General features: G+C 71.0%; 17 protein-coding genes. 14 read left to right on the forward strand and 3 right to left on the reverse strand.

The annotated features are described in order from the left end of the window. The first annotated feature begins 394 nt into the window (after positions 1-394). The 11 genes from ABD385_RS11165 (at position 395) to ABD385_RS11215 (ending at position 10342) form a co-directional block, all read left to right on the forward strand. The gene (locus tag ABD385_RS11165; RefSeq protein WP_344574961.1) at positions 395-1543 is read left to right on the forward strand and encodes an acyltransferase domain-containing protein; all 1149 of its coding nucleotides are present in this window, start codon (positions 395-397) and stop codon (positions 1541-1543) included. Further along, complete coding sequence (locus tag ABD385_RS11170) at positions 1540-2550, forward strand: 3-oxoacyl-ACP synthase III family protein (protein ID WP_344574962.1); 1011 nt, start codon at positions 1540-1542, stop codon at positions 2548-2550. The genes ABD385_RS11165 and ABD385_RS11170 overlap by 4 nt, the downstream gene beginning before the upstream one ends. Before the next feature lie 98 nt (positions 2551-2648). Then, positions 2649-3635 (forward strand): 3-oxoacyl-ACP synthase III family protein, encoded by a 987-nt coding sequence (locus ABD385_RS11175; protein ID WP_344574963.1) that lies wholly within the window; start codon positions 2649-2651, stop codon positions 3633-3635. A 106-nt stretch (positions 3636-3741) separates the two neighbouring features. Beyond that, positions 3742-4719 carry a beta-ketoacyl-ACP synthase 3 gene (locus ABD385_RS11180; protein WP_344574964.1) on the forward strand — a complete coding sequence of 326 codons (978 nt, stop codon included), beginning with the start codon at positions 3742-3744 and terminating at the stop codon, positions 4717-4719. 106 nt (positions 4720-4825) lie between these two features. Beyond that, positions 4826-5077, forward strand: a complete 252-nt coding sequence (locus ABD385_RS11185) for an acyl carrier protein (RefSeq protein WP_344574965.1) — start codon at positions 4826-4828, stop codon at positions 5075-5077. A gap of 172 nt (positions 5078-5249) precedes the next feature. Continuing rightward, positions 5250-6290 carry a beta-ketoacyl-ACP synthase 3 gene (locus ABD385_RS11190; RefSeq protein WP_344574967.1) on the forward strand — a complete coding sequence of 347 codons (1041 nt, stop codon included), beginning with the start codon at positions 5250-5252 and terminating at the stop codon, positions 6288-6290. A gap of 15 nt (positions 6291-6305) precedes the next feature. Beyond that, positions 6306-6548 (forward strand): acyl carrier protein, encoded by a 243-nt coding sequence (locus ABD385_RS11195; RefSeq protein ID WP_344574968.1) that lies wholly within the window; start codon positions 6306-6308, stop codon positions 6546-6548. 505 nt (positions 6549-7053) lie between these two features. After that, entirely contained in the window at positions 7054-7566 is a 513-nt protein-coding gene (locus ABD385_RS11200; RefSeq protein WP_344574969.1) for a hypothetical protein, read from the forward strand. 86 nt (positions 7567-7652) lie between these two features. Further along, positions 7653-8498 (forward strand): DUF4097 family beta strand repeat-containing protein, encoded by an 846-nt coding sequence (locus tag ABD385_RS11205; RefSeq protein ID WP_344574971.1) that lies wholly within the window; start codon positions 7653-7655, stop codon positions 8496-8498. Positions 8499-8561: 63 nt separating this feature from the next. Further along, positions 8562-9557: an ATP-binding cassette domain-containing protein gene (locus ABD385_RS11210; RefSeq protein ID WP_425585382.1), complete on the forward strand. Its 996-nt coding sequence runs from the start codon at positions 8562-8564 to the stop codon at positions 9555-9557. Then, the gene (locus ABD385_RS11215; protein WP_344574974.1) at positions 9554-10342 is read left to right on the forward strand and encodes an ABC transporter permease; all 789 of its coding nucleotides are present in this window, start codon (positions 9554-9556) and stop codon (positions 10340-10342) included. Before ABD385_RS11210 ends, ABD385_RS11215 begins: the two co-directional genes overlap by 4 nt. Before the next feature lie 90 nt (positions 10343-10432). On the opposite strand, the gene ABD385_RS11220 is transcribed toward ABD385_RS11215, so the two are convergent. Continuing rightward, entirely contained in the window at positions 10433-11716 is a 1284-nt protein-coding gene (locus ABD385_RS11220) for a TFIIB-type zinc ribbon-containing protein (protein WP_344574975.1), read from the reverse strand. A gap of 25 nt (positions 11717-11741) precedes the next feature. After that, positions 11742-12866: an SPFH domain-containing protein gene (locus ABD385_RS11225; protein WP_344574976.1), complete on the reverse strand. Its 1125-nt coding sequence runs from the start codon at positions 12864-12866 to the stop codon at positions 11742-11744. A 316-nt stretch (positions 12867-13182) separates the two neighbouring features. On the opposite strand from ABD385_RS11225, the gene ABD385_RS11230 reads away from it, so the two are divergent. The 3 genes from ABD385_RS11230 to ABD385_RS11240 all read left to right on the forward strand — a co-directional run bounded on the left by ABD385_RS11230 (position 13183) and on the right by ABD385_RS11240 (position 16672). Next, positions 13183-14844 carry an FAD-binding dehydrogenase gene (locus ABD385_RS11230; RefSeq protein WP_344574977.1) on the forward strand — a complete coding sequence of 554 codons (1662 nt, stop codon included), beginning with the start codon at positions 13183-13185 and terminating at the stop codon, positions 14842-14844. Continuing rightward, positions 14841-15683 (forward strand): SDR family oxidoreductase, encoded by an 843-nt coding sequence (locus ABD385_RS11235; protein ID WP_344574978.1) that lies wholly within the window; start codon positions 14841-14843, stop codon positions 15681-15683. Before ABD385_RS11230 ends, ABD385_RS11235 begins: the two co-directional genes overlap by 4 nt. Before the next feature lie 293 nt (positions 15684-15976). After that, complete coding sequence (locus ABD385_RS11240; protein ID WP_344574979.1) at positions 15977-16672, forward strand: TetR-like C-terminal domain-containing protein; 696 nt, start codon at positions 15977-15979, stop codon at positions 16670-16672. 41 nt (positions 16673-16713) lie between these two features. On the opposite strand, the gene ABD385_RS11245 is transcribed toward ABD385_RS11240, so the two are convergent. After that, positions 16714-18183 carry an aminopeptidase P family protein gene (locus ABD385_RS11245; RefSeq protein WP_344574980.1) on the reverse strand — a complete coding sequence of 490 codons (1470 nt, stop codon included), beginning with the start codon at positions 18181-18183 and terminating at the stop codon, positions 16714-16716. Positions 18184-18300: the final 117 nt, after the last annotated feature.

An 18300-nucleotide genomic window follows, 5' to 3' on the forward strand; every position in this document is an offset into this window, starting at 1 on the left:
ACACCACGATCTACCGGCGGTCGTAGATCATTTATTGGGCGGTTCCTGGGCTACCCCTCTGCGCACGGGCGCAAGCCCGTGTTCTTGGTCTTCCTGAGTGCGCTCCCGGAAGTGCGCCTCATGCGCTCTACCGTGGCCTGATTTGCGTTCGCGACAATCCATCTACCTGGCTCTCCGCCGATCAGCCAGGGGATCCGTCCTTTAGGGCGTGGTGAAAAGGGTCGGGAAGCCATGACGATCCGACCATCCTTATTCAGGACCGCTCTGCCAGCCGACCGAAGCGACCGGGCAACCGCGACTGGAGCTCTTGCTCCTGCTCCGCGGCGCACCCGCTGGATTTTCCTGCCCGAATCAGTGGCTTTCTCCTCGGGCCCAGAAGTGAGAGGTGAACAGAGTGGCCATTGAGGCTTTCGTCTTCCCTGGCCAGGGGGTGCAGAGAGCAGGCTTCGGCCGTGCACTGTTCGACCGGTTTCCAGACCTTGAGGCCGAGGCCGACGACGTTCTCCGTTACCGTATCCGCACGCTGTGCCTGGATGATCCCGAGCATTTGCTCACCGAAAGCGCGTATGCCCAGCCCGCGGTCTTCGTCGTGAACGCGCTGCTCCTTCAGGCGGCGTTGGAGGAAGGACCGGCGCCGCAGGTGGTGCTCGGACACAGCCTCGGCGAGTACAACGCGCTGTATGCGGCCGGGGTGTTGAGCTTTCGTGAGGCGCTTGTTCTCGTTCGTGCCCGCGGAGTGGCATTCTCCCGGGTCTCGGGGGTGATGCTGGCCGTGGTCGGCCCGACCAGTACCGAGATCCAGAAGCTGCTCGATGGCGCCGGCTCTGATCGCGCTGTGATCGCCAACTACAACAGCGCACGACAGCACGTGCTGGCAGGCACGGCGAAGGCGATCACCGCCGCACGAAGTCTCCTTGAGGCGGCGGGCGCGCAGCTGACGGCCCGCCTGCGGGTGAGCGCCCCGGCCCACTCGCCTCTGATGGCCCCGGCCGCCGAGGATTTCGCCCCTCACGTGGCCCGTGTCCCTCTGGGGCCACTGCGAATCCCCGTGATCTCCAATCGGACCGCCCGCCCGCACCGCTCGGACGAGCTGCGGCAGGTTCTCGTCGACCACCTCACGCACCCGGTTCTGTGGCAACTGTCGGTCGAGGGTCTCTGGGGCACCTACGGCGGTCCTGACAGCGTCCGTTTCACCGAGATCGGCCCCGACCGCACCCTCACCAAACTGATCACGCACATCCGCCGGGACTACGCCGCAGCCCGTACGCCAACCGCGAGGGAGACAATGATGGAGCCCTTCACTCTCACCCAGCTCAGCGTCGTCCTGCGAACGGTCACCAACAACGAAACGCTGCCCGACCTCGACAACGACCGCCTCGACACTCCCATGGAGGCTTTGGGTGTCGACTCGATGCAGCTGGTGGACCTCTCCCGCCGGCTCAATACGGCATACGGCCTGCCCCCGGCGCCGGATCTGCTCGCGGACTTCGCGACCCCGCGTCTTGTCCTCGACTACGTGCACTCGAACCGGGTCGTGTCATGACGCCGACTCTGCTCCAGCCCGAGGGCTGTCAGCCCTGCGCCATCGCCGGCCTTGGCGTCTACCGCCCGCGGCGCGTGGTGGAGAACGCGGAGATCGCTGCCGGCCTTGGGGTGGACGCCCAGTGGATCGAGAGTCGCTGCGGCATCCGATCCAGACGCTTCGCGGATCATGACGAGACCCTCGTCATGATGGCCGCCCATGCCGGCCGTGCCGCGTTGACCGCGGCTGGGGCCGAGGCGTCACAGGTGGACCATGTCCTGCTCCTCACCTCAAGCAACGTGCGCCAGATGCCCGCTCTGGCCCCTGCTCTGGCCTTCGCCCTTGGTGCCAGCGGGGCGGGAGCCTGTGATCTCAACGCCGCGTGCAGCGGGTTCACATACGGCCTCCTTTACGCGAGTGCGCTGATCGGTGCGGGCCAGGCGCGGCATGTCCTGGTTGTCGCGACTGAACGGATGCGCGACCTCGTCGATCCCGGTGACCGGAGCACCGCGATCATCTTCGCGGACGGGGCGGGCGCCGCGCTTGTCAGTGCGAGCCAGGAGCCGGGGATCGGACCGGCGAGCTGGGGCAACGACGGGTCTGCTGAACAACTCCTCATCCTCGAACCCGACTTCACCCAGCTCGACGCCGACCACCCCCGCCCCTACATGCGCATGAACGGCCTCGAACTCGCCCACCGGGTTCCGGACCTCGCCGTCGGCTTGGCTCGCCGTACCCTGGCCACCGCGGGTTTGAGCTGGAAAGACCTCGTCGCCTTCATCCCTCATCAGGCCAACCGGCGACTCAACGACATCTGTGCGGAAAGGCTCGGCCTGCCCGCGCACGTCACCGTCGCCAACACGGTCACCCACGACGGGAATACCTCGGCAGCCTCCATCCCCCTGGCCGCCCACCACCTGATCACCGAGCAGCTGGCCCGCCCGGGCGACCTTGCCATGCTGCTCGGCTACGGCGTCGGCCTCACGTGGACCGCCATGATCGTCCGTCTCCCGCCCATCAGCATCTGACATGAGTGATGGCCCCCAGCGAGCCGAGCTGTCTCTTCCGATGCCCTCGCTGCCGCCGGCGTTTCCGTACCCCTCTCACCGCAGCGAAAGGCCCCTCCATGATCGGCATCTCCAGTCTGAGCTACGAACTCGGCTCGCGCATCGTCAGCAACACCGAGCTGGCTCTCTCGCATGGACTCCCTGCGGACGAGCTGGTCAGGCGGACCGGCATCGAGACCCGTCGGCAGTTCGGCGACGGCGAGGACCACTTCTCCCTGACGGTCACCGCCGTGACCAACGCCTGCACGGAGGCCGGGATCGACCTGGAGAGCACCGGGGACGAGACGCTGCTGATCTACATTCGCACTGGCGTGCCGACGTCCTTCATTCCCCCGGACGTGGTGCGCCTTGCCGCCCGTCTCGGTATGCGTCACACGCGGGTGATCAATCTGGAGGGCTCCTGCGTGGACCTGGTCACCGCCATGGACCTGGCCCATCTGATGATCGAGTCCGGCCGAAGCGATCAAGTGATCATCGCCGCAGGGATGGACCCGATCATCTCGGACCCCCTGGACCTGGCCACCACGTCCTTGCTTGGAGGCGGTGCCGGGGCCATGGTCCTCACCAAGGACAGCCCCACCGAACTCAAGCTGGACCTGCGGGCCAGCCACTGGGAGACCTACCCGCAGCTGTGGCACCTGACCAACATGCCGCTGCGGAAGCAGCGCATGACGCAGACCGGTTTCGAGATCGAGGCGGCGTTCTACGAGATGGCAGGTGTCGAGGGAATCCAGCGCCTGGCCGCCATGGCACCCGACCTCGTCGACAAGGTCCTGGCCAAGGCCGGCTGGCAAAAGCCAGACGTCGACCTCGTCATCTGCCACCAGCCCAACGGACGGGCCCTGACCGTCATCAACAACGCCATCGGCTTTGACCCCGGCATCGTCCCGGCACCGGTGCGCGAGATCGGGAACCTCGGGGTGGCCAGCGCCCTGGTGAACCTCGCCCAGGCTCGTGAACACGGAAGGCTGAAGCCCTCCAGCAACCTGTTCATCCTCACCTTCGGCGCCGGGCTCTCCTGCGCCGCGGCCGCCGTCACCGTCTGAACCACTGGCCGGACCTGCTCCCGCCGATCAGCCGAGTGGCACTACTGCTCACAACCGGCTTCGCGGCCGTCGACCACTGCACGCGCTCGCACACCCCGGGACAACGATGACCTCCACCACGGCCGTCCTCTGCGCGCTCGGGACCTGCCTTCCCAGCCGCATCGTGACCAACACCGAACTCGCCTCCCGCCTGAACACCAGACCCGAGTGGATCCACACCCGTACCGGGATTCGCGAGCGCCACATCCTCACCCCCGGCACCACCATCGCCGACCTCGGCGAGGCCGCGGCCCGCAACGCCCTGACCGCCGCCACCGTGCCCCACGCGGACGCCGTTCTCGTGACCACCTCGACCGCTCCCCGCCCCTGCCCCGCCCTGGCCCCCGAACTGGCTCACCGCCTCGGGCTGACCGGCGCCATCGCCTACGACCTCAACTCCGCGTGCAGCGGCTTCATCGCGGCGGCGGCAACAGCGCTGGGACTGATCCTCTCCGACCTTGCCGACTCGGTCCTGGTGGTATGCACCGAGGCGCCGTCAACGATCATCGACCCCACCGACCGCACCACAACCGTCGTCCTGGCCGACGGTGCCGCCGCCGCCCTCTTCCGGCGCGGAACCCGCACTGAGCCCGGCGCGCTCCTTGCCCTGGACCTCGGCAGCGACGGCCGGCACTGCGAGCTCATCGCCTGCCAGGGCCCCGAGGGCTACCTGCACATGGACGGCCTCGCTGTCTATGAACTGGCGCCATCGGTCATGGCGGCCAGCACCCGGCGTGTTCTGGCCGCCACCGGCTGGACCACGGCCGACCTCGACACCTACGTCCCCCATCAGGCCAACCAACGCATCATCGACAACGTCGTCCGAGAGCTCGCCCTCGATGCGGGCAAGGCCGTCTACGACATCGCCCTCGTCGGCAACACCAGCGCCGCATCCATCCCCCTCGCCCTCGCCCACGCCAGCCAACACGGCCGGCCGGCACCGGGCCACCGCACCGTCGTCAGCGCCGTCGGCGCCGGATTCGCCTGGGGGTCCGCCGCCCTCATCTGGCCCGACCACCTGACCTCGAAGGAATCACTGGTTTGACCGACCACCCACTCCAGCCAGACCCCCGCCTTCAGGCACCCCATCCGAGGTCCGGACGCTGCCGACCGAAGCCACCGCTCCCCACGTGACCGCAGGAGATACGGCGATGGAACCCTTCACCCTCACTGACCTGAACACCGTGATGAGCCGCCTTTCCGGGCACCAGCTGACCACCAGGCTCGACGAGAACCACCTGGACGCCCCTTTCGACGACCTCGGCATGGACTCCATCAGCCTGGTGGAGCTCGCCCAGAAGCTCGGCGAGCATGGTGCTCCGTTCCCCGAGGAGATCGTCGAGGAGCTGCGCACCCCCCAGTTGGTCCTGGACTACGTGAACCGCCACCGAAGCGAACCGTGACAACCATGGCCGTTCGGTGGCAACCAGCCAGAGTTGACCATAGGGCCGACTCGCGCGAAGGCATGGCCTTCGGCTGCAGGTGCCGTGCCCCGGCACACCAGTGCACCCTCGCGCCATACGGCCTGACCAGTCTGGCCAACGACGCCCGCCCCAGTGCGACGGCGGTGCGACGGTGACCGCAGCTGTGCTTGAGGCCCTGAGCGGCTTCGTGCCCCCACACCCGGTGCACAACACCAACCTGCCGGCCGCATGGGGGGTGGACGACCAGTGGGTGCAATCGCTCACCGGCGTCATCACCCGCTACCACGCAGGTCCGGGCCAAGCCACAAGCGACTTGGCGTTTGAGGCGGCCCGCCGCGTCCTTGACGCCTCCGGCGGCCAGGCTCCGAACGCGGTCCTTCTGGCGACGTCGACGCCCGATCGACCTTGCCCGGCCACCGCCCCTCTGCTCGCGGCACGGCTCGGCATGGTCGGCGTCCCTGCATTCGATCTGGCGGCAGTGTGCACGGGATTCATCTACGCCCTGGCCGTGGGCCAGGGCCTGATCACTGCAGGCACGGCCAGCCGTGTCCTGGTCGTGGCCGCCGACATCTGGTCAACGCTCGTCCACCCCGACGACCGGTCCGCAGGCGTAGTCCTGGGCGACGGCGCAGGCGCCGTCCTGCTGCGGGCCGGACAGAAGAACGAACCGGGCGCCCTGCTCGGCTTCGACCTGGGCAGCGACGGCACCGGAGAAGACCTCATCACCATCCGTGGCGCCGGAGCACGTGAACGCGCGATGGCAGCCCCGCTGTCCGAGCGTGAACGCTACTTCACCATGGCCGGATTCCGGGTGTTCCAGCGCGCGGTCACCGCCATGACCCAATCCACCAAACGAACCCTCACCCGGGCCGACTGGCTGCCCGACCAACTCAACCATCTGGTCCCGCACCAGGCCAACAGCCGCATCCTGGCAGCCGTCGCGGAACGGCTTGGTATCCCGACCCAGCGGGTCATCACCACCCTCGCGCGGACCGGCAACACAGGCGTCGCCAGCATCCCCCTTGCACTGGCGGACGCTGCGGCCGACAACCGGCTGAGCCCGGGCGAGCGGGTCGTACTGACCGCCTTCGGCGGGGGCCTCACCTGGGGCTCCGCCGCCCTGTACTGGCCAAACCTGCCCGCCACCGCCTCCCCCTACCCAGCCCAGCCGCTCAAACCGACCCGACCCTGACCGAAGGGAAAGCCCGTGAGTGCCGTTTACAAGCACCTCACCACCCTGCTCACCGAGAAATTCAAAGTCCCGGCCCAACAGATCCGCCCCGACGCCACCTTCGCAGATCTCGGCGTGGACTCCCTGGCCATCGCCGAACTCTCCCTCCTCCTGAGCGAGAGGAACGGAGTCGAAATCTCCGACGAGGACCTGAAGGGCTCCACCACCCTCGCAGAAGCTGCGCACACCATCGCCTCCCGAACCATCGAGCCCCTCTAGCAATGGGTTCCGGCCCTATTCAGAAGAACGCCTGGCGGCCGAACGGGCTCATACCGAGGGGCCGTATGCGGGCACACCCAGGGCACAACGCACCGAAAAACCCCGCGGACCAGTGAGAACTACCGAGCGTAGTTTTCCCTGGTCCGCAGGGTTTTCGCAGCGAATCCGCAGGTCAGCCCCCATCTCCCGCCATTCGATCCTCAAGTGGCGCGAGGGCGCGGCGCTTCCGATGGCGTCGTAGAGGAGCGACCGGCGCGCGGCGCCGCGTGACGGCGAACGGTGCCACCCGGCGCCACGTGGCATCACTTGGCGCCATCCGGTGCCATCCGGTGCCATCCGGTGCCAACGCGGGGTCATGGGGGTCGGCCGGGGCCCGCGGCGCTCTCCTGTTCCGCACCGACTTTCCCCCCGTCTCCGCAGGTCAGAGGCGTTTCGGTCGCGTCCGTGAGGTGCGCGGTGCCATGGGGGCTTGCGTGTGGCGCCATCATGGTGCCACTATGGCGGCATGGACCTCACGCCGTATGTCGACTCCCTCCACCGTGAACTCGCGGTGGCCGCCGAAGCCGGTGGGGACGAAGCCCGCGAGCTGGCCGAGCGGCTCACCGCTCCGCTGGACTCGGCCGCCCGGCTGACGATGCTCAACGTGCTCTCCGCCGCGATGGACGAGATCACCCGCGAACTCGCCCCCGGCTCCGTCGACGTACGGCTGCGCGGGCTCGACCCCGACTTCGTGGTGACGCCGCCGCCCACCGACGCCGCCACCGCCGGGCCCGCCGCGCCCGTCGAACCCCTCGGCGCCCCGGCCCCCGCCGACGGCGACGACGGCGGCACCGCCCGCGTCAACCTGCGCCTGCCGGCCCACCTCAAGGCGCGCGCCGAGGAGGCCGCGAGCCGCGAGGGCCTGTCGGTCAACGCGTGGCTGGTGCGCGCCGTGTCGGCCGCGGTCGGCGGCGGCCAGGGCCGCCCGGCGGAGAAGGCCCGCACTCTCGGACAGAGCTTCACGGGCTGGGTGCGCTAGCCGCGCCGGCGTCCGCCCACCCCGCGCCACCCACACCACGTCCCACCAGCAGGGACGACTCCACGACCCAAGAGGACGGTACAGCCATGCCTTCTTTCGACACTCCCGAGCCGATCGCCGCGGTCGCCCACGTCGAGGCCGGTTCCCTCCAGTTCACCGCGGGCGCCCGCACCGACACCGTCGTCGAGGTGCGCCCCCGCGAACCGAAGAAGGACCTGGACGTGCGGGCGGCCGAACTGACCGAGGTCGCCTACGCGAACGGCGTGCTGACCATCCGGACGCCCAGGCCGCGCTACCGCATCGGGCGCACCGGCGTCGTCGACGTGACGGTCGAGCTGCCGGCGGGTTCGCGCGTCGACATGACCGGCGCCTGGACCCAGGTGCTCGGCGAGGGCCGGCTCGGCGAGGTCCGGGTCAAGACCTCCGCGGGCGACGCGCGCTTCGATGCCACCGGGCCGCTGTACCTCACCGCGTCGCACGGGTCCGTCACCGTGGACCGGGTCGAGGGCGCGGCCGAGATCACCACCAGCTCCGGCAGCCTGCGCATCGGCACCGTCGACGGCTCCGCCGTGCTGAAGAACTCGCACGGCACGACGAGCGTCGGCGCGGTCACCGGTGACCTGCGGGTGAGCGGTGCCCACGGCGACGTCGACGTGGCCCGCGCCGAGGGCTCGGTCACCGCGACCACCGCCTACGGCGCCCTGCGCATCGCCGAAGCCGCCCGCGGCACCATCCAGTTGGAGACCAACTACGGCGCCATCGAGGTGGGCGTCCGCGCGGGCACCGCCGCCTGGCTCGACGTCAGCTCCCAGTCCGGCCAGGTGCGCAACACGCTCACCGCGTCCGAGAGCCCGAACGAGGCCGAGGAGACCGTCGAGGTCCGCGCCCGCACCAAGTGGGGCAACATCGACGTCCGCCGCGCCCGGGCCTGAAGTCCGGCCCCGCCCGCCCCACCCACTCCCCCGCCAACCTCACCCTTCGAACGGGAGGGCTCCATGTCCACTACTGTCATGAACGCGCCAACGGGCGCGGGTGTGTCGTCGTCCGTCGCCGTCTCCGCCACCGGACTGCGCAAGTCCTACGGCGACAAGACCGTGCTCGACGGCATCGACCTGCACATCCCGGCCGGGTCCGTGTTCGCGCTGCTCGGGCCCAACGGCGCCGGCAAGACCACCACCGTGCAGATCCTCTCCACGCTCCTCGCCGCCGACGGCGGCGAGGCCCGCGTCGCGGGCCACGACGTCGCCGCGGCACCGGACGGGGTGCGCGCCGCGATCGGCGTCACCGGGCAGTTCGCCGCGCTCGACGACCTGCTCACCGCCGAGGAGAACCTGCTCCTCATGGCCGACCTGCTGCGCCTGGGCAAGCGCGAAGGGCGTTCCCGGGCCCGGGAGTTGCTCCGGCGCTTCGAGATCGCGGACGTCGCGCAGAAGCAGGCCGCGACCTTCTCCGGTGGCATGCGCCGCCGGCTCGACCTCGCGATGACGCTGGTCGGCGACCCGCAGGTGATCTTCCTCGACGAGCCGACCACCGGACTCGATCCGCGCAGCCGCCGCACCATGTGGGACACCGTGCGCGCACTGGTCGCGGGCGGCACCACCGTCTTCCTCACCACCCAGTACCTGGAGGAGGCGGACCAGTTGGCCGACCGGATCGCCGTGCTCGACGGCGGTCGGATCGTCGCCGAGGGCACCGCCGACACGCTCAAGGCGCAGATCCCCGGCAGCCACGTCCGGCTGCGGTTCACCCACCCCGCCGAGTACGAGCGCGCGGTCGTCGCCTTCCCCGGCGCGGCCCGCGACGACGAGGGCCTCGCCCTGCGGGTGGCCGGCGACGGCGGCCTCGACGCGCTGCGCGCCCTGCTCGACCGGCTCGACACCGCCGGGATCAGGGCCGCGGACTTCTCCGTGCACACCCCCGACCTGGACGACGTGTTCCTCGCCCTGACCGGCACCGGCACCCCGCACCCCGCCAAGGAGACCCGACGATGAGCACCCTCGTCCACGCCGCGCACGACTCGATGACGATGCTGCGGCGGAACCTCAAGCACGCGATCCGCTACCCGTCCGTGGGGTTCGGCACCGCCATGATGCCGATCCTGATGCTGCTGCTCTTCGTCTACGCCTTCGGGGACACGATCGGCACGGGGCTGCCGGGCGGCGGCGGACGGGACGCCTACCTGGAGTACCTGACGCCCGGAATCATCATCATGGGGGTGGCGGCCGGCTCGATGTCGACCTCGATCGCGGTCTGCTCCGACATGACCGAAGGCATCATCAACCGCTTCCGCACCATGAACATCACCCGCTCGTCGTTCATGACCGGGCACGTCCTCGGCAGCGTCCTCCAGACCATGGTGTGCACCGTGCTGGTGGTGGGCGTCGCGCTGGCCGTCGGCTTCCGGTCCGGGGCGACGCCGCTTCAGTGGCTCGCCGCCGCCGGCCTGCTCGCGGCGATCGCCTTCGCGGTGACCTGGTTGTCGACCGCGCTCGGCCTGCTCTCCAAGACCGTGGAGTCCGCGAGCAACAAGCCGCTGCTCATCCAGTTCCTGCCGTTCCTCGGCTCCGCGGTCGTGCCGGCCGCCTCGATGTCGCCGGGGCTGCGCTGGTTCGCCGAGCACCAGCCCTTCACGCCGATGACCGAGGCGCTGCGCGGCCTGCTCTCCGGCTCCGCGATCGGCAACAGCGGCTGGATCGCGCTCGCCTGGTGCGCGGTCATCTCCCTGGTCGGCTACGTCTGGTCGCGCGCGCTGTTCAACGGCACCACCAAGCGTTGAGGGCCCCGCGGCCCCAGCCGGACCCCGCGCGAACGCGGCGCTCACGAGGCTTCGTGAGCGCCGCGTCGACGTTGTCCGGGGCGCCGCCCGTCAGTGCCGGTACTTGTTGTAGACGATCAGGAGCGTCGTCACCACGGCGGTCACCAGGAGGGCCGTGAAGGCGATCTTCCAGGGGCTGTAGGGACGGTCCCCGGACACCTCGCCGGTCTCGGCGTTGACCATGACCTGCCACTGCTTGCCGTTGTAGACGTAGGAGGCGAACCACACGGGCAGCAGCAGGAGCTTGTAGGTCACCGACCCGTAGTTGGTGTCCACCGAGTGCAGCCGCTGCCGGTCACCGCCGATGTCCCGCTTGCAGTCCTTCTCGATGACCTTGGCCATCTTCTGCTGGGCGTTCTGGAAGCCCGCTTCCGGCTCGACGTCGTACCGCAGGGTCCGGAAGCCCGCCAGGTACGCCTCCTGGTAGGCCACCGCCTGCTTCAGCGGCCAGGGCTCCAGGGCCTGGAGCCGGTCGGCCGGGACGTGCCCGGCCCCGGGGACCAGGACGTCGTCGAAGAACCGTTGGACGGTGCCGTTGGCGCGGTACCAGCGGACCTTGGTCTCCTTGTTGTCGCCGGTGCCGACGGTGTACTCCTCGCCGCGTTCGCCGCTGTAGGCGGACGTGGTCGCGGCGTCGTACGTCCAGTGCGGCACGTACGTCCCGTGCAGGGTCTCCGCCGCGTTCACCTTCTTCAGGCTGTTCGGCGCGAACCAGCGGGACTTCGCCCACTTGCCGAGGTTGTCGTGCACGTCCCGCTTGTTCACCCGGAACGGCACCAGGCCCTCGGGCACGATCCGGTCCCCGGCGGTCGAGGCGACCAGGGGCGTGGCACAGAACTGGCAGCGGCCGGAGAGCGCGGAGGTCTCGTTGGCCGCACCGCAACCGGGGCACTGCAGGACCTGCCCGCCGGCCGCCGTCGGCTTGGGCGCCAGGCCCGCCAGCTCCTCCCAGGCGTGTTCCCGCACCTCGCGGTTGACGGGCGCGATGGGCTGCTCGTACCGGCAGTTCGGGCAGCGCAGCACCTGGGTGCCCGGGGCGTACTCGGCGGTGGAACCGCAGCTCGGACACGCGTAGGACTGCGGCTGTTGCCCGTCCTGCCCGTCCTGCGGGGGCGGCGGGGGCGGCTGCTGCTGCGGGTCGTGCGGCTGCTGCTGGTACGGCTGTTGCGGCGGCTGCTGTTGCGGCACCTGCTGCGGGTACGCCTGCTGCTGTGGGTACCCCTGCTGGGGCGGATACCCCTGCGGCGCCTGCTGCGGGTAGGGCTGTTGGGGCGGGTACCCCTGCGGCGCCTGCTGGGGATACGGCTGCTGCGGCTCGTACGGCTGGTAGCTCATGGGGTCACGGCCTCCTGGCGGTGCGTCACGCCTGCGGCGGCAGCGGCGGCGGGGTGGCACGGAAGTGCGGGGCGAGCTCCGGCACGTTCTCCACGGGCTGCCACGCCGCCATCCCCTCGCGCCAGGCGAGCATGCCGCGCCGGACCGCGCCCGAGCCGATGTGCCCGGTGAACGTCGCGTGGTCGTAGGGGCCCTGCTGCTGCCCGTCCACGGCCACGTACCACTGGTACTGCTGCTGCCCGGGCAGCGGCGGCGGCACGGCCCCGCCGCCCGGGGCCGGCGCGGCGGGCTGCTGGGGCTGCTGGGGCGCGAACGCCTGCGCCAGCTGCTGGCCGGCGGCCATGCCCAGCCCCAGGCCCACGCCCTCGCCGGCGCCGCCGGGGTTGTTCGCCGCGTCCCGCACCGCGTCCGCGGCCTGGAGGCGCGCGTAGTTGTCGACGTTGCCGATGATGCCCATGCGGCTGCGGGCGTCGATGGCCTGCTCGACCTCGGGCGGCAGCGAGATGTTCTCGATGATGAACTTCGGGATCGAGAGGCCGTGCGACGTCGCCAGCTCGTCGGTCAGGGCCTTCGCCAGCCGGTCGCCGAGTTCGGCCTGGCGCGCGGCGAGGTCGAGCATCGGGATGCCCGAGCTGGCCAGCAGCGTGCCGAGCCGCCCCACGATCAGCTGCCGCAGGTACTCCTCGACCTCTTCGGTGCGGAACTGCGGGTCGGTGCCGGCGAGTTCGGTGATCAGCCGGCCCGGGTCGGTGACCCGCACCGCGTAGCCGCCGAACGCCCGCAGCCGCACCATGCCGAACTCGGGGTCGCGCACCGTGACCGGGTTCTGCGTGCCCCACTTCAGGTCCGTGAACTGCCGGGTCGTGACGAAGTAGACCTCCGCCTTGAACGGCGAGTGGAAGCCGTACTTCCAGCCCTGGAGCGTCGACAGGATCGGCAGGTTCCCGGTCTGCAGCTCGTGCATGCCCGGCGCGAAGACGTCCGCGATCCGGCCCTGGTTGACGAAGACGGCGGCCTGCGACTCGCGCACGATGAGCTTGGCGCCCATCTTGATCTCGTTCTCGAAGCGCGGGAAGCGCCACACGAGGGTGTCCCGACTGTCGTCGGTCCACTCGATGATGTCGATGAATTCGCCGCGTACGCGGTCCATGAAGCCCACGCCAGGTCCCCCCAGTTCGCTCCGACCGCCCCGACCGGACCGCTGCCGGCGGTGACGACGACGGAGTACGTCCGCTCAGATGTCCCGCTCATAGTAGAAGCCGGACCTGTGGCGGCGCCGTGGTGGTGCGGGCGTCGCCCCGGCCGGCGTCTTCCCGGTGGTCCTTGTTGCGGCACCGACCCATCGGATACGTTCCTGTATCGGTTGTTACGGACATGGACGCGACAAGGTTGTCGGCCGGGTGTCGACGGCCGCCGCGGAACCGCAGAGGAGCTCCCCCCATGAGCGAGCGCAACGAGGTGGCGGAATGAGCGACGACGCCGACGTCATCGTCGTAGGGGCCGGGCTGGCCGGGCTGGTCGCCACCTACGAACTCACCCGTGCGGGGCGCCGGGTGCTCGTCGTCGACCAGGAGAGCGGGGCCAACCTCGGCGGCCAGGCGTTCTGGTCGCTGGGCGGGCTGTTCCTGGTGGACAGCCCCGAGCAGCGACGGGCCGGCATCAAGGACTCGCCCGAACTGGCGCTGTCCGACTGGCTGGACTCCGCCGGCTTCGACCGGGACCGCGAGGACCACTGGCCGCGGCAGTGGGCGCAGGCGTACGTGGACTTCGCGGCCGGCGAGAAGCGCCGCTACCTGCACGACCTCGGGCTGCGGGTGATGCCGACCGTCGGTTGGGCCGAGCGTGGCGCCGGCCTGGCGACGGGCCACGGCAACTCCGTCCCCCGCTTCCACCTCACCTGGGGCACCGGCCCCGAGGTGGTCCGGGTCTTCGCCGAACCGGTGCGGGCCGCGGCCGAGCGCGGGCTGGTGGTCTTCCGGCACCGCCACCGGGTCGACGAGCTGATCGTGGAGGACGGGGCGGCGGTCGGGGTGCGCGGCACCACGCTGGCGCCGTCGGACCTCCCGCGCGGGGTGGCCTCCGGGCGCGAGGCGACCGGCGAGTTCGCGCTGCGCGCGCAGGCGGTGGTGGTGACCTCCGGCGGCATCGGCGCCAACCAGGCACTGGTCCGCGAGAACTGGCCGGTCGACCGGCTCGGCCCGGCCCCCAAGTCGATGATCACCGGCGTGCCCGCCTACGTGGACGGGCGGATGCTGCAGATCACCGAACGGGCCGGCGGCTCGCTGGTGAACCGCGACCGGATGTGGCACTACACCGAGGGCATCAAGAACTGGGACCCGATCTGGCCCGACCACGCGATCCGGATCATCCCCGGCCCGTCGTCGCTGTGGCTGGACGCCACCGGACGCCGGCTGCCCGCACCGCTCTTCCCCGGCCACGACACCCTGGCCACCCTGCGCCACATCGTGCACACCGGCCACGACCACACCTGGTTCGTCCTGACCCGCTCCATCGTGGAGAAGGAGTTCGCGCTCTCCGGCTCCGAGCAGAACCCGGACATCACCGACAAGGACCTCAAGCTCGCGCTGGCGCGGCTGAAGAAGGGCGCACCCGGCCCGGTCCAGGCGTTCCTCGACCACGGCGCGGACTTCGTCGTCCGGCGCACCCTGCGCGAACTGGTCGCCGGGATGAACGCCGTCGAGCCGTCGGCCCCCCTCGACTACGCGACGGTCGAGCGGGAAGTGCTGGCCCGGGACCGGGCGGTGGCCCACCCCTACTCCAAAGACCTCCAGCTGATGGCGGTGCGCAACGCCCGCGAGTACTGGCCCGACAAGCTGGCCCGGGTCGCCAAGCCGCACCGGCTGCTCGACCCGGCGCACGGCCCGCTGATCGCGGTCCGGCTGCACCTGCTGACCCGCAAGACGCTGGGCGGTCTGGAGACCACCTTGGACTCGCAGGTGGTGCGGCCGGACGGCACGCCGTTCGCCGGGCTGTACGCGGCCGGCGAGGTCGCCGGCTTCGGCGGCGGCGGGGTGCACGGCTACAACGCGCTGGAGGGCACCTTCCTGGGCGGCTGCATCTTCTCCGGCCGCGCGGCGGGGCGGGCGCTCGCCCGCGACCTGACGTGAGCGCCCCCGCGACGGGCCGGCACCCGGCCGGTGCGGGCGACCGCGGCGGGCGCACCGCGCTGGTGACCGGCGCCTCCTCCGGCATCGGCGCCGCGGTGGCCGCGGCACTGGTCGCCCGCGGCTACCGCGTCCTGGGCACCAGCCGGGACCCGTCGACCCTCGCCGCACCGCTGCCCGGCGTCCGCTACCTCCCGCTCGACCTCGCCGACGAGGCGGGCATCGAGGCGTGCGCCGCGGCGGCGGGCCCGGTGGACGTGCTGGTCAACAACGCCGGCGAGAGCCAGAACGGGCCCTTCGAGGAACTCCCGATGGCCGCGGTCCGCCGGCTCTTCCAGCTGAACGTCTTCGGCGCCGTGCGGCTCACCCAGCTCGTGCTGCCGGGGATGCGGGAGCGCGGCCACGGCCGGGTGGTGATGATCGGCTCCATGCTGGCCAGCTTCCCGCTCGCCTACCGCTCCTCCTACGTGGCGTCCAAGGCCGCGCTCAAGGGCTTCGCGGACGCCGCCCGGCGGGAGGTCGCGCCCTACGGCGTGGCGCTGACCACCGTCGAACCGGGCTCGATCGCCACCGGCATCAGCGCCCGGCGCACCCACTACGTGGCGGACGGCTCGCCGTTCGCGGACGCGTACCGGACGATGCTGACCGCCCTCGACGCCAACGAGGCGCGCGGCATCCCGCCGGAGAAGGTCGCCGCCACCGTCCTGAAGGCGGTCGAGGCGGCCCGCCCCCGGCCGCACTACGCGGTCGGCAGCAACGCCCCCGCGGTCTTCCTGCTGCGGCGGCTGCTGCCCGACGCGGCGGTGGAGCGGATGGTGGCCCGGCGGCACGGGCTGCGCTGAGCGGGCCGCGAACGGCGGGCCGGGACGGTCCCCAGGGCCGGGCGGGCCGGGCGACAACAGGGGGAACTCGGAAGAGCCGGAAAACGGCTGGAATTCGCCGTTCGGCGAAGGTGGACTGCGCGGTCTCGCGAGAGGAGGACCTCCCCCGCGGCGTCCCCTTTCCCAGCGAGACCAGCGCGGCACCCCGATTAACGCGAAGTTGCTCGCGTTAATCTGTCCTGGACAATACTTGGCCAGAACCCGCACTGCAATCCGCGCTGCGATCCGTATCACGACCCCGTAACGGAGCCGCCGTGACGACCGCGCACCAGGCCCCGGGCGAGACCCGCCCCGGGGGACGAACGGCGCGTACCCGCCGCGCCGTACTGACCGCCGTCTCCGAGGAGTTGGCCGACGGCGGCTTCGCCACGCTCTCCATGGAGCGGGTGGCCCAACGCTCCGGGGTGCACCTGGCGACCCTCTACCGCCGCTGGCGCAGCGTGGACAAGCTGGTCTGCGAGCTGCTGACCGACATGAGCAGCGGGGTGCCGCTGCCGGACACCGGCACCCTGCCCGGCGACCTCCGCGCGCTGGCCCACGGAATAGGACGGTTCTACGGTGCGGACCGGACCCGCGGCCTGATCGAGGCGGTGGTGGCCGTCGCGGCCCGCGACCCCCAGGCGGCCACCGCACTGCGGGACTTCTTCGACGAGCGGCTGGTGCTGGCCGGCGCACTGGTGCGGCGCGGCATCGCGCGCGGCGAACTCCCCGCGGACACCGACCCCGAAGCGGTGATGGCGGCCCTCGGCGCGCCCTTCTACTACCGGATCCTGATCGCCCGCCGCCCGGTGGAGCCCGGCCTCGCCGAGTCCACCGCCACCGCCGTGTGGGCCGCGGCGCGGGCGGGCGCGTACACCACCGGTACGTGCCGGCCGGCCGGCACCCCGGAGCCCACCGGCCCGGACGACGACGGTCCGGACGACGACGGCGCGCCGGAGCGGGGGGACTGAAGCCACCCGCTCCGGCGCGCCGTTGACGTCGCGCGCGGGACCTACTTGCCGAGCAGGCCCGCCATCCACGCCTCGACCTCGTCCGACCGGCGCGGCAGCGCGGCGGACAGGTTGCGGTTGCCGTCCTCCGTCACGAGGATGTCGTCCTCGATCCGGATGCCGATGCCGCGGTACTCCTCGGGGACCGTCAGGTCGTCCGCCTGGAAGTACAGGCCGGGCTCGACGGTCAGCACCATGCCGGGCTCCAGCGTGCCGTTGACGTAGCTCTCGGTGCGGGCCGCGGCGCAGTCGTGGACGTCCAGGCCGAGCATGTGGCCGGTGCCGTGCAGGGTCCAGCGGCGCTGGAGTCCCAGCTCCAGGACGCGCTCCACCGGGCCCTCGACCAGGCCCCACTCGACCAGCTTCTCGGTGAGCACCCGCTGGGCGGCGTCGTGGAAGTCCCGGAAGCCGGCGCCCGGCTTCACCGCCGCGATGCCGGCCTCCTGGGCCTCGTGGACCGCGTCGTAGACCTTGCGCTGGAGGTCGGTGTAGCGGCCGTTGATCGGCAGGGTGCGGGTGACGTCCGCGGTGTAGAGGGTGGTGGTCTCCACGCCGGCGTCGAGCAGCAGCAGGTCGCCGGAGCGGACCGCGCCGTCGTTGCGGACCCAGTGCAGGGTGGTGGCGTGCGGGCCGGCGGCGCAGATGGAGCCGTAGCCGACGTCGTTGCCCTCGACCCGGGCGCGCAGGAAGAAGGTGCCCTCGATGTAGCGCTCGCTGGTCGCCTCGGCCTTGTCGAGGACCTTGACCACGTCCTCGAAGCCGCGCACCGTCGAGTCGACGGCCTTCTGCAGCTCGCCGATCTCGAAGTCGTCCTTCACCAGCCGGGCCTCGGAGAGGAACACCCGCAGCTCTTCGTCCCGCTCCGCGGTGACCTTGTCGTGCAGCGCCTGCTCGATCGGGGCGTCGTGACCGCGGACGACCCGGACCGGGCCGGTGGCCTCCTTGAGCTGCTCGGGCAGCTCGCGGACGTCCTTGCAGGCGATGCCGAGCAGGGCCGCGGACTCGTCGAGGCCGTGCCGCCGACCGACCCACAGCTCGCCCATGCCGTTCAGCCAGAACTCGCCGTTCTCGCGGTCGGAGCGGGGCAGGCGGTAGACCGTCTCGTCGTGGCCCTCGGCCCCGTCGCCGCGCGGCTCCAGGACCAGCACGCTGCCGTCGGTCTGGTCGCCGGTGAGGTGGACGTACTCGGTCGAGGCCCGGAAGGGGTACTCGGTGTCGTTGGAGCGGGTCTTCAACAGGCCCGCGGGGATCACCAGGCGCTCGCCGGGGAAGCGCGCGGAGAGCGCGGCGCGCCGCCGGGCGGCGTGCGACGCCTGCGCGATCGGCTCCAGGCCGCGCAGCTCGGTGTCCGCCCAGCCGCCCTTCATGTTCTCGGTGAGCTCATCCGATACGCCCGGGTACAGGCCGTTCTTGCGCTGCTTGATCGGCTGCTCTTCCTCTTCCGGGGTCTCCGGAGCGAGCTCGTCGGTCACCACGCCTCCTTTTAAGGCTTTTCAGACTGAACCGGATTCCATCGTAAGTGCGAGCGGATTCCGGTCCAGGGGTCGGACGAGGTGACCTGTCCCGCACGACGGCCCCGGGCGCCGGGT

Origin of the sequence: Streptomyces lunalinharesii, assembly GCF_039532155.1 — a bacterium.
Taxonomy (GTDB): Bacteria; Actinomycetota; Actinomycetes; order Streptomycetales; family Streptomycetaceae; genus Streptomyces; species Streptomyces lunalinharesii.

Excerpts from the sequence above, each read along its gene's own strand:
- ABD385_RS11205 (WP_344574971.1), top strand. The coding sequence starts at position 7,653 with ATGCCTTCTTTCGACACTCCCGAGCCGATCGCCGCGGTCGCCCACGTC.
- ABD385_RS11220 (WP_344574975.1), bottom strand. The coding sequence starts at position 11,716 with ATGAGCTACCAGCCGTACGAGCCGCAGCAGCCGTATCCCCAGCAGGCG.
- ABD385_RS11175 (WP_344574963.1), top strand. The coding sequence starts at position 2,649 with ATGATCGGCATCTCCAGTCTGAGCTACGAACTCGGCTCGCGCATCGTC.
- ABD385_RS11210 (WP_425585382.1), top strand. The coding sequence starts at position 8,562 with ATGTCCACTACTGTCATGAACGCGCCAACGGGCGCGGGTGTGTCGTCG.
- ABD385_RS11170 (WP_344574962.1), top strand. The coding sequence starts at position 1,540 with ATGACGCCGACTCTGCTCCAGCCCGAGGGCTGTCAGCCCTGCGCCATC.
- ABD385_RS11180 (WP_344574964.1), top strand. The coding sequence starts at position 3,742 with ATGACCTCCACCACGGCCGTCCTCTGCGCGCTCGGGACCTGCCTTCCC.
- ABD385_RS11185 (WP_344574965.1), top strand. The coding sequence starts at position 4,826 with ATGGAACCCTTCACCCTCACTGACCTGAACACCGTGATGAGCCGCCTT.
- ABD385_RS11225 (WP_344574976.1), bottom strand. The coding sequence starts at position 12,866 with ATGGACCGCGTACGCGGCGAATTCATCGACATCATCGAGTGGACCGAC.
- ABD385_RS11215 (WP_344574974.1), top strand. The coding sequence starts at position 9,554 with ATGAGCACCCTCGTCCACGCCGCGCACGACTCGATGACGATGCTGCGG.
- ABD385_RS11230 (WP_344574977.1), top strand. The coding sequence starts at position 13,183 with ATGAGCGACGACGCCGACGTCATCGTCGTAGGGGCCGGGCTGGCCGGG.
- ABD385_RS11200 (WP_344574969.1), top strand. The coding sequence starts at position 7,054 with ATGGACCTCACGCCGTATGTCGACTCCCTCCACCGTGAACTCGCGGTG.